At 58.7% G+C, this 11,014-nt stretch carries 8 protein-coding genes and 1 pseudogene; 1 reads left to right on the top strand and 8 read right to left on the bottom strand.

Going from position 1 to position 11,014, the window contains the following annotated elements; translation table 11 throughout:
* A partial coding sequence (locus ACPYOJ_RS32450; protein WP_481419916.1) for a hypothetical protein occupies positions 1–276 on the top strand: 276 nt, incomplete at its 5' end.
* 85 nt (positions 277–361) lie between these two features.
* Here ACPYOJ_RS32450 and ACPYOJ_RS32445 read toward each other — a convergent pair.
* The 8 genes and pseudogenes from ACPYOJ_RS32445 to ACPYOJ_RS32410 form a co-directional block, all read right to left on the bottom strand.
* The gene (locus tag ACPYOJ_RS32445; protein ID WP_481419915.1) at positions 362–1,384 is read right to left on the bottom strand and encodes a HupE/UreJ family protein; all 1,023 of its coding nucleotides are present in this window, start codon (positions 1,382–1,384) and stop codon (positions 362–364) included.
* Complete coding sequence (locus tag ACPYOJ_RS32440; protein WP_481419914.1) at positions 1,381–2,355, bottom strand: peptidyl-prolyl cis-trans isomerase; 975 nt, start codon at positions 2,353–2,355, stop codon at positions 1,381–1,383. Before ACPYOJ_RS32440 ends, ACPYOJ_RS32445 begins: the two co-directional genes overlap by 4 nt.
* Before the next feature lie 7 nt (positions 2,356–2,362).
* On the bottom strand, positions 2,363–3,280 hold the full coding sequence (locus ACPYOJ_RS32435; protein WP_481419913.1) for a hypothetical protein: 918 nt from the start codon (positions 3,278–3,280) through the stop codon (positions 2,363–2,365).
* 333 nt (positions 3,281–3,613) lie between these two features.
* Complete coding sequence (locus ACPYOJ_RS32430) at positions 3,614–5,851, bottom strand: DUF3604 domain-containing protein (RefSeq protein ID WP_481419912.1); 2,238 nt, start codon at positions 5,849–5,851, stop codon at positions 3,614–3,616.
* Positions 5,852–6,196: 345 nt separating this feature from the next.
* Positions 6,197–6,963, bottom strand: a pseudogene (locus tag ACPYOJ_RS32425) (bestrophin-like domain).
* A gap of 371 nt (positions 6,964–7,334) precedes the next feature.
* On the bottom strand, positions 7,335–8,135 hold the full coding sequence (locus ACPYOJ_RS32420) for a hypothetical protein (protein WP_481419911.1): 801 nt from the start codon (positions 8,133–8,135) through the stop codon (positions 7,335–7,337).
* 40 nt (positions 8,136–8,175) lie between these two features.
* A complete protein-coding gene (locus ACPYOJ_RS32415; RefSeq protein WP_481419910.1) occupies positions 8,176–9,504 on the bottom strand; it encodes an alpha/beta hydrolase in 1,329 nt (442 codons plus the stop codon).
* A gap of 453 nt (positions 9,505–9,957) precedes the next feature.
* Positions 9,958–11,014: calcium-binding protein (locus ACPYOJ_RS32410; protein ID WP_481419909.1), on the bottom strand; the 1,057-nt coding region annotated here is incomplete at its 5' end.

Here is an 11,014-nt window from a genome sequence, read left to right as displayed (position 1 = left end):
AAGATCAGCAGAAACTCTTCAGCGGCCTGCGCGCCTCGGGCATCGCCATCGACCCCGCACCAGCGCAGTGAGGACCGTGACCCTGCAACGCAGAAAGCCCGCCAGTTAGGCGGGCTTTTTGCGGATAGGAAGATTGCTTGCGGGGGGCCTGATCACACCGAGACTTTTAAAATCAAGAACCCGTCGGATCGCGTGTGCGAGAACCATTTCTGCTTTGTGGGCCAGAAGGAATCCACGGCATCTCGTAACATTTCAAGTCGCGCCGATCTTGGTTGAAGTCAGATGACGCAATCTGATGATGCTTTCGATCGGACATGTGACAGTGCGGATAGTTTGCCCTACCGCCGATCGGATGGATTGCCTAAAATGCCATAATACGCTCTATGAACCAAAACGATGCCATCGTGCCGATTACATAGGTCGCTGCAAAAAACGCACCGCGACCGACATACGGAGCCCAGTTCACCTTCCGTACCAGGCCAACCGCAAAGATCACGATCGCAATGAACATCAACTGCCCGATCTCTACGCCGACATTGAAGAACAGCAAGGCGAGCGGGATGTCCCCGGGTGGCAACGCCAGGTCTGACAGCGCACCAGCGAAGCCGAGCCCATGCAACAGACCGAAAGCAAATGCGACCATCCACGGCCGTTGCGCCGTGAGACTGGCCTGGCCCTTCTGAATACGGATCATCTCACAGGCAAGCAGGAGGATGCTGAAGGCTATCGCCGCCTCCACAGGTGGTCCGGGAACATGCACGAAACCGAGTGTGGCAAGGGTCAGCGTGATCGAATGAGCTGCTGTGAACGCTGTCACGGTCAGCAGCAGTGCCCGCCAGCTACGTGCGATGAAGATCAATGTGAGGACAAACAACAGGTGGTCATAGCCAAGCAGGATATGTTCGACGCCGTGCATGACAAACGTCTTGGCCACATCAAGGCGCGCCGGCCGGGCAGCGATCTCGACCCACGGCTGAGAGGGCCGGACCATGCTGGTCGAGACGGAGCCGTCCATCAGATGGACCCGGACCAACACATCGGTAATGGTTGCTTGAAGGCCGACGAACTCGACCCGCTTGCCCGAAAGTCCGTCTTCGGTCTCGATGACCCGCGATTCAACCAGCGAATCTGGCAGGTTGCGCTCGGCTGGCACCGTCACGTTGCGCACACTGTCCGGAAACCGCAATACGACCGGCAGGCGCATGCCGGACAGCATGGGCGTTCGCCACGTGACGGTGTAACGGCTGGGGCTCGATTGTACGATCTCGATATAGGCAGGCCTTATCTCGTGGGCAGCGGCGTTCGACATGAACGCCATAACCGCCAGGATACCGCTGAAGAGTAAGTGCCAGAGCAACAAGGGCAGCAGCATCCGGCGGCTCATTGCGCGGAGACCTCGAGCTGATCGTTGGATCCAGCAGGCATTTGCAGGCCCAGCAAATCATCCGGAACGACGGAGGGCAGGATCACCACGTAGCGGGAACGCATTTCCTGAAACGCGGTCCGCTTGACCTCGTTGTAGCGCTCGTCCATCCATGCTGTTTTGACAGCAGGGGCAACCTCCTCGAAGGCCGGAACGCGCCCGGCCTCGATCGAACCGATCCAAACCAGATGCCAGCCATAGCCGGACTGCACAGGCCCTTGCCACGATCCTGATTTCAGGTTGAACAGCGCCTTGGCAAAGTCAGGCCCGAACTCCTTTGCCATTTGGTCGGGCGTTGCGTCGCCATAATAGTTCCGGAACATGAACGGGTCGGCGATTGACGCGACTTCCGGCGAATCCGCAGGCTTACCGGATACGGCACCGATAGCGGCCGCAGCGACCTCGCGGGTAGCCTCGCCGTGTTTGTCGAACGAGAAATACAAATGGCGGAAGCTCGCATGCGGCGAGAGCACGAAGCGCTCCGAGTTCTTCGAATACCATTTCTTGAGTTCGGCATTGCTCGGCTCATCGAGCGCAGCAAGGTCCGCGGCCAGGAAGTCCATTTTTTGCGCCAGCCTTCGCTTGATAATCTGGTCGTCACGATCGAGACCAAGGGCGATGGCCTCGCGGAATAGGATCTCCTCCGTGACTTTCTCATCCATGAGAGAACGCAACTGATTCAATGTCGGTGGTGGCCGCCCTTGCGCAAGCCATGTCACTGCAAGCTGACGGACATCATCCTTCGTCAGTTCGATTTTCTTCGGGTCGACGCTTTCTTCCGGTTCGGGGCTGACGAGGCGATAGGCTCCAAACAGAACAACACCCACGATGACGAAGTGCAGGAGCGGCTCGCCGAGAAACCGCTGCCATTTCGTTTTCGGGGCGTAGTGTCCGCCACCCGAAGGCTCCGGCGCGATTGGCAGCAGTTTCATCGGACACCTATTCGTGTTGTTCGGCGACGGGCCGCAACCCCGCTTGGGCGGCAGTAAGTGGGCTGCGCTGGAGATAACTCAGGATTGCAAACTGTTCGGCGGGATCCTTGACCGCTTTCGCCCGGATGACGGCAATATAGTCCGCGGTTGCGTCCCAGGCCTCCCAATCGGCCAGTTCCATGGCCACGAAGCCTGCCATCGGATTGCGCGCCTTGATGAAGTAACGATAGGCCTCGATCACCCTTGCGCGCGGCACCGCACCTTTTGCGCCGCCATGGACACTGAGCGCGAGCAAGGCGGCCTGGATCTCAGGCAGAGTGCGCTGTCGGTCGGCGAAGTACGTTTGTTCAATCCAGTTGACGCGTGAAGCGCCGCGCAATTCCAGATCAGCAGCAAGCATGGCCGAAAGGTTGGTCGTATCCCGCGTTCTCAGGGCTTCGTCGATCTGCCGCTCGAGCTCCGTCGCGCTGTCCGGACCGCCCGCTATGCCTAGTAACAGCGTATATGCCGCACGCCGGGACGCCAGTTTCGGATCATTGGTCCAGGTCGCGATCTTCGCAGCGTCAAGCTGGGGCTTGAGAAGTCGGATCGCGCCGTAGGGAGCCCGCACGAGTTCCCCGTATGCGATCTCGGCGACGAGCGGTTCAGTGCTTTCGAGTTGCGGCGCGACGACCCCAACGCGCTCACGCCATTCCTCGTCCGTCAGGTACGACGATGTAAGCGTCAATTGCGGCCAGATTCTCTTCGGGCGCCCCTCACCGCTGCGCTTCGTCTCCGCGAGCCGTTGCAGCCATTCGGCATAGTCGGCGCGCATCGCCCCGAGGCTCATCCACTTCTCAGACACCTTATCGCGAAGAAGCAAGAGGGGTTTTTCGTCCAGCGTCGTGGGTGCCTCATCGTCGACGGTCAGACCGTCTATAGACATCACTGCCTCAGAGGCTTGGGCCGACAGGCCGGGCTGAACTATGAGGTCGCCTACAGCTCCATCCCCCTTCACAATTTCGACAATGCGGAACTGTCCCGGGCCGCTGGCCAAAGGGGCAGCCAAAACGGCCTCGTCTGCAGCGTCGAGCTTTTGTCCCGGAGTTACCACAAGCCCAGAGAAACAGATAGCACAGGCCCGGGCTTCGCCAACAAAAGCGAGCATCGACCAGCAGAGGCTGAAAAGCAGCCAGACCGATGTTTGGCTGAACATCGACTTCGTTGCCATTCGGTCAACCTCCATTGGATGTTCCGACCATGGAACCGCGCCACCGCATCAGAAAGGCGCTTTCTGTTGTGTCAACGGATCGAGAGTCTGTGGTGTCGGCACGACCTCGTAGTTCGCGTAGCCGAACTCGTTGCTACGCGCGGCGTAATATTTATCGCCGAGCTTGTAGACGGTCGCCTCGTACGGCGCATTACCCAAGGTGGTCACGATGACCCCGTCTTTAATGGCGTAAGCTGTGCCGGATCCCGTCAGGCCACCATGCAACACATCACCTATCTCGCTAGGCTTCGGTATTGCTCCGTTGACGTTGGCGACGAGCCGTTGGCCGGAGGCGGTCCATGTGATGTTGAAGACTTCGCCGGTCACGTTGTTCCGAACCCAGCTCGACTTGCCGACGACAAGGTCGGTGAGTGCCGCGTCATCCAGCGCCGAAGCCCCCCGCTGCTTCAGATCGGCAACCGTGACGCCTTTTTTTGCGGCGGCCCTTAGTTCCTGGGTGGGCGTGTACCAGATCGGAGAACTCCACGCCCGCTCCTGGATCGTCGCCGCGACGTTGTCGGGAGGCGCTATGCCAAGTTCCTTTGCCTGGATCGTGGTCCAGCGTGGCGTCGGGATCTCCAGGGTGCGCAGATAATAGAACGCGTCGAGGCTCGGGTCGAATTCAGGATCGGTCCAGGCCCCCTTCAACTCGACCGAGCCTATTGTGTTGGTGTAACTGGCTTCGGAGATGTTCACGGTGCTTCCGATCGGCGGGACGATGCCGCTGAAGGCATCAGGCGTACGGTCTCCAGCCCAGGCGACGTCGAAGACCTTCTCGAAGCTTTGTCCGTGCTTTGTCCAGCCCTTGACGATCTGGACACGGTCGAGGTTGCCGGACGTCGGGTCCTTCACTGCCCAAACTGCAAATGACGGCGCTTTGGCCTCTCCGAGCGGCGGCAGGTCTCCGCCCATCGGGACGCCGCTTGCGTAGGCCGCCTTAATCCAATCCGGCTTGCCGACGTCAACCACGTTGGGACTGCCAAAGAACCGGACCTTGATATGCGGACCGCTCGTGGCGAAGGTTTCCTTCCGCTGCATGGCATCGAAAAGCGAAGCGCGGGTGTTTTCTTCGGCCCAAACTCCGGTCAGTCCAGCGGGGTTCTCAAGCCTGACATCGAGGCCTGCAAACACGTAGCCCGACATGCGCTGCTTGATCTCGCCATCATTGCGCGCATGGCCACCGTAGAAATTATCCTGACGATAGGGCACGCCTGTGTTGTGAGAGTCCGATCCGCCCACAAAGCCTGTCTTGTAGGGATTGTAGCCCCGCGCCTCCATCATCGAGAGGCCGTCCTTGAGAGCCTGGCGTATGTAGCTTCCGGAGATCGTCGGGAAGCGGCCTGCGGGATCACCGAGCAGATAGGTCAGAATCTCGAAATTGGCAAACTCGTCGTTTGGTGAAAGCGTCGGATGGGTTTCCGACGCTCCCTTGATCTGCTTGATCTCGCTCAGTCGTTCATTGCGGTCACGCGATGCTGCCCAGGCAGCATCGATGGGACGGCCTTTCTCATCGATGTCCGTCGGAAACATATGACCGTCGGAGAGATTGGCATTGTGAGAAATCGCCAGAAGCTCGTTGCCTGCCTTGCGCTGGCCATCCATCCAATTCCAAAGGTCCGACGGATCGCTTGAATCAATCGAGCTATAAGGTACCTCCGGAACCTTGGCGCAGTCGCGGAAGAAGACATTGCGGTGCATATTGCGGTTGTTCGGCGTCGAGGTCCACTCGTAGGAACAGAAGGCCGTGAATTTGCCAGGTTCGTTCGCCTGATCGGCGATATCGACGTTCTGCTTCCAGACGGAGCCGGCGACCTGAGGGGATATCAGTTCCTCGATCGGCTTCTTATCGACAATCGTACCTCCTAGCCAGAGGTAGATGCGCGTAATATCCGCCGGATCCTTCACGATCAGCTTCTGCGCGATCGGAAGCTTGCTGATCGCGGAACCGGCCGTGTTCGCAAGCGCGACGGTCCCGACATATTCGGAATGGTCGGTGACGCCCATCCAGTCGAGCGGCGTATCGATCTTGATGTCGTAGCCAAGCGGATGCTTTATGGTCTCTCCCTTGGCATACCTGTATGCATCTGCCGGCGTGCTCTTGGTGTTTCCGAAGATGTAGGCGTCGAACGACCAACCGGTGTGGACGTGCGTTTCGCCGAAATAGGCCTGTCTCTCCTGAGCGGCAGCGGAGGTCGCAGCGCAGGCCAGGATGGTAGAGGCGAACAAGTAGGCTTTCCCCGTAGACATGCGCATCGTCCTCATCTCCGTCTGATTAAGGTGATTACTTCACGAGGCCAAGTTTGATCAGTTGCCTCCTGCGGTTGTCGGCTGCCGCGGGATGGCTGGGATCGACGGGGCGCTTCTTGGAAGAGGAACGTAAGGAGCATTGCGCCACCGAATGCAAAAGCCTAATTGACCCACGAAAATCCAATCCCGAGCAGAAATTCAGCTATCCATGCATCGTGTCGTGATGGCGAGACTTCATAGGCGCATGTATCGACGGCGTCGCCCCGCCGGCGACATCCGTAATTGGTCGATGATCGCCAAAAGCGAACGACAATCAACGTATGTTACGGTAACAAACGTCGGCAACTACGCCCCCGTGTGCGCACTTAATCGGCTGAGCGCATTCCGCAACGGTTCCTCGGAAACTTGGATGACCCCGAGGTAGGGATGAGCCATGTCGATGATTAGGAATACCGCACCTCCTACAGACAGCGCGCAGACGATCAGCATGCCGACAACGGTGCTGTTGACCGGCGAGAGCAGACCGAATGTGAAGAACAGCAGTGCGAGCCAGAACGCCAGAATGACCAGGAAGGCAATAGGCAGGCTCTCGCCGTCACTCTCGACCACAAGCCAGTGGGCCTCGGCAATGTCCCCGCTGACTTCTATGGCGCGGGCTTGCAGCAAATGTTGGGCGTCAGTGCCGGGTTTCAATGATCTCAATTGGGCCTGGATAGGCTCAATGCTGATCTCATCGCGGCTCTGTTGGCCCGCGCCATCAGCGGCGGCAGGCCAGTCGAATTGCAACCGCGATTCCACGAGTTGTGAAAGCAGTCGCCTAGCCTCCGCCGTTTCCGGGCCGTAGTGAATCATGACACGGTCGAGGAGAAGCACTCTCGCCGTCGATGTCCGAAGCTCGGTTTCAGCATCGTCGAAAGTCGTCTTTGCAGAAGCTATCAGGAACCCAACGCCAATGCCGAAAGCGTGCCGACGACAGCCGTCGCGAGTTTGATTACATCCCGAGAGTCAACGCTGAGATGATGCTGCGGCAGCCGGAACCGCATGAGCATTCCGAACCCGGCCGCCGCACCGAGACAAACGAAGACCATTCCGCCAATTGCCAGTGCGCTCATACAGTTGGTCCACAGCTATTTATGACGCAATCCCGATATTGCGACCTAGCCGTCACATGACAAGGTGGTCAGGGCACGGAAAACGACAGCGTATTTAACAGTAACATACAGTAGACCGACGATGGACAGCCAATCGATCTATTAAATTCTGCCATCAGATCGTTGGAAACAATGCCGCATCATCCGAGCGGACTTGATCGTTGCTTCAAGCTCGTTCGTCAATGCCTCAAACAGCTCGACATACTGGGCGCAACGCGACGGGGTCGTCGGATTTTTGCGAGCATTCAGCCTCGCCCTTGGCCTCCGCAAAATCGCGGATGGAACATCCGGTCGAATTCGAGTTCGAAGCAAACCGCGCCTTGATCGCGTGGCTAGAACTTTATCGCGAGCCCGAGGATCGGGCCTTGCTGGACAGCGTCGAAAACGAAGCCATCATCGCTATAATCAACTCCGAGCGCTCGATATCCGGCAATGGCTGAAATCCAGTTGTTGAAATCGTAGCCGACGCCCAAGGCGACGTCCCAGTCGATGTCGGCTCCGCCGCCGCCGACCAGTCCCCATCCGGTCAGATAGACCTCCGGCGTGAAGAAATATTTCCCGCGAAAGCCGGCCATACCATCGGCCCATGTGGCCCTGTCGCTGACATCCCGGCCGTTGAGCAGGCCGCCATTAAACGAAAGTTCCGTGTCAACCGACCAGAGCCTAATACCGCCGACGATATCGAGATTCCCCGACGGGCCCTCGAGGAGCGAATAGCCGGCGCCAAGAAGCCCGGCAAACGTCTTCGCGGTGACATCGACATCATTCGCCAATACGCCAAACGGCGTTTCGCCATTGGCAGACAGCTTCGTGTAGATGACATCGCCGATGACGCTGAAACGGTCGTATCGGGCTTCGCCCGCCGCCATGAGCGCGAAATCGAGATTGTCCAGGATGTCGCCGAAATCGGCATCGATGTGCACTGTGGGAAGCCCGAACTGCGCCGTATCGCCCGATAGCCCGGCCATCCAGAAATACGGAGCGATTGAGAACGTCCAGCCATCCGCGGCTTCGGCGGGCTTTGGATCCTGCGTCAGGAGAGGCGATACATCGGCCGCCTGTACCCCCGTGGACGCCAATGCTGCCAGGGTCAGCGAGAACCCAAGCTTCAGGTATGTCTGCGCCATCGTCATCAACTTCTCCTTCATCTGGGGCCTGGCCCTCCGCCCATCATCACTGCGTCACGGCACACGCTCGTCCCTGCGATGCCGCTCCGCTCGAACTGCACTTCGGTGCCGCCCTTTGCTGCCCGCTCGTCTGCCCGGTCATGCTAGCCAAGTGATCAGCGTAGTGGGCTCGGGTATCCGGATCCACTGCCGCAACCGGGGCCGCGAGAATGAGACCTGCCGCACTGCCAGCAGCTGCAGCCACTCCAGTCGTTCCGGCAATAAGCTGGTCCCCGACACCCATCCTGCTGTCGGTCAGTGTCTGGCCTTCGGAAATGCGCGTGCCGATGAGCTGGACGATCTCTGGCGATTCCGCGAACTTGCTATGGTGGAGACTGTCGCCGGCTTTCACCTTGGTGAGGTCGATCACGGCGATCTTGTTGGCTTCGAGTTCCTCCTTGTAGGGAGCGTGCTCCGGATCGATCGATCCAAGCCGGGGGATGTCGCCCCAGATCCTGCGCGAGAAGGCAAGCGCGCGATCATCGCGCGACACGAACAATGTAAAGCGGGGATGCTGCTTGCCCATGTCCGCAATCTCCGAGCGGAACACGTCCACGTCGACGTCCGGAGCGGCAAGCATCACGTTCTTGAATTTTGGTGGCAGCCCGCCGTTGCGTATCGCCATTTGGCGCAAGCCTTCGAGGGCCAGCCAGTTGCCCATCGAATGCGCAAGGATGGAGACTTCCTCTATCTCTTTATCGTTCGCCAGATACTGAAACAGTTTTTCCAGGGCGTTGCGCGTATAGTTGGTGCTTTCGCGATCGTATCCATAGGCGAGCAGGCTGCCCCGCGATGGCCATGTCACTAGGATGGGCGCGCTGTGGACGCCTGAATCGTGGACGATCTGCGCAAATCGGTAGACGGAGTCCTCGAACCGGTTGTTGAACCCATGGATGAACACGAACGCGCTGTGATCGGGGCTTTTGCGGACGGCGGCGTTAAGCCAGGTCTTTGCCTGCTCTATACTAATCTCGTCTGCCTTCAGGGTTGCGAAATCAGTCGCCGGGTTTGACGGAAGCCGTTTCGGCCACGCGACGTCGCCGACCTTGCGCACGCCTGCAGGTGGTATTGAAACGGTGATGTCGGCAAAGGCTGGAGCAAGGGCTCTTTCGCCCGTGAACATCTCGCCGCGATTGGTGGAGAGCGCCCGCGTCGTCGCAATCAGCATGTTCACGCGGCTGGAGCCGGGCGAGGAGTCCGCAACAGGCACCAGCACATCCTTTGGATGTCCGCCGCATCCGGAAGACAAAACGAGCGTGGCGCAAAGAATGACCCGCCGGCACCGTTGAAAAAACGAAGTCGAACGGTATTTATAGACGCCCTGCGGAATGCTCACTGCACTTCCCCTCGCGATCCCCGAAGCACATCTAAACCGTTCTGCTCGATTTTTGCAAATGTCCGATCAAATTGTTACAACAGCGACCGATATTCACAGCATCCGAAGCCTAAGTATGAGATAACAACTTCGGTATTGTTCTTTGGGAAAGCGCGACGGCAGCAGCATTTCGTCTGGGAATTCAGAACGTCCCCGATGAATAAGCGGAACGAACATCGCCAATCGGCGAGAGCATCTAAAAACTCGCGCAAGCCGGCGGCGCCAGATCTGAACGCGCCAGCCGCTAGTCGGCGCACCGGTTTCCACGAGGCTTGCGGAGCACCTCAATTCTGTGAGCCGAGTACCTCAAACCGAGGACATCCGGGGACGCAGGTCAAAGCAGATCGTCGCAATAATAGAACTTCGCCCCACTCCTCCCCGACAGGATTTCCCGCCGGGAAGTCCACGCGAAGATCACGTAAACTGGAAATCCCCTGACTGAAGGCTTGATACGAGCACGTTCTGCAGCGTGATGGTATTGTTCGCATCGGCTGTAATGAGCGTATCACTGCCAGACTGGTTGGATGCGGCGAGAAGCGACGCCCAATCGGCAAAGACGATGTGATCTATCTTGATTGTGTCATGCGCCGTGCCGGTTGCCAGGAAGTTTGTGATCGTATCGTGGCCCCAGTTCGGCAAATAAACGAAGAAGTCGGCCGCCGCTCCACCAGTGAGAATATCGTTGCCTGCACCACCCGTTAGCGTGTTCGAGCCCTTACCGCCGACGATAAGGTTGTCAAGCGCATTGCCGGTCCCGCTGAAGGCTGCTGTTCCGGTCGAAACCAGGTTTTCGATGTTGGTGCCCAGCATATAACTGGCGAGCGCCGTCTTGACGGTATCGATGCCGCCATCAGCGCCTTCAGCGACGGTATCGCCTGCATTATCGACGATGTAGGTATCGTTCCCCAAGCCGCCAATCATGAGATCTGCCCCTGCCCCACCGTTCAGCGCGTCATTGCCGGCCCCGCCGGTGATCGTGTTGGCGAGTGCATTGCCGGTGCCCGAGAAGTTGCCGGCACCGATGTAGGCAAGGTTCTCGACATTGGCCAGTGCGGCTATCGAATAGGTCGCAAGCGAGGTACGGATTTCGTCAATGCCCGCATTGGCCGCTTCGGTGACAACGTCGGCGGTGTTATCAACGATGTAGATGTCGTTGCCAGCGCCGCCGATCAACGTGTCGGCGCCGGCGCCACCATCCAGCGTATCGTTGCCGGCACCGCCGGTGATGACGTTGACCAGGGCATTCCCGGTTCCCACAAAATCGCCGGAGCCGGTAAAGGTCAACTTCTCGACATTGGCGATACTGGTCAACGCATAAGTCGAAAGCGCCGTCTTGATCAGATCGGTGCCTGCATTGGCGGCTTCGGTAATGATATCGGCTAGATCATCGACAATGTATGTGTCGTTCGCACGGCCACCCCGCAGCGTATCCGCCCCAGCACCGCCATCAAGCGTATTCGCAGCCAGGAGA

The organism is Rhizobium sp. SVR5-9E, assembly GCF_056755095.1.
Note: the sequence above shows the minus strand (reverse complement) of the source record. Positions and strands in the feature narration are given on the sequence as shown.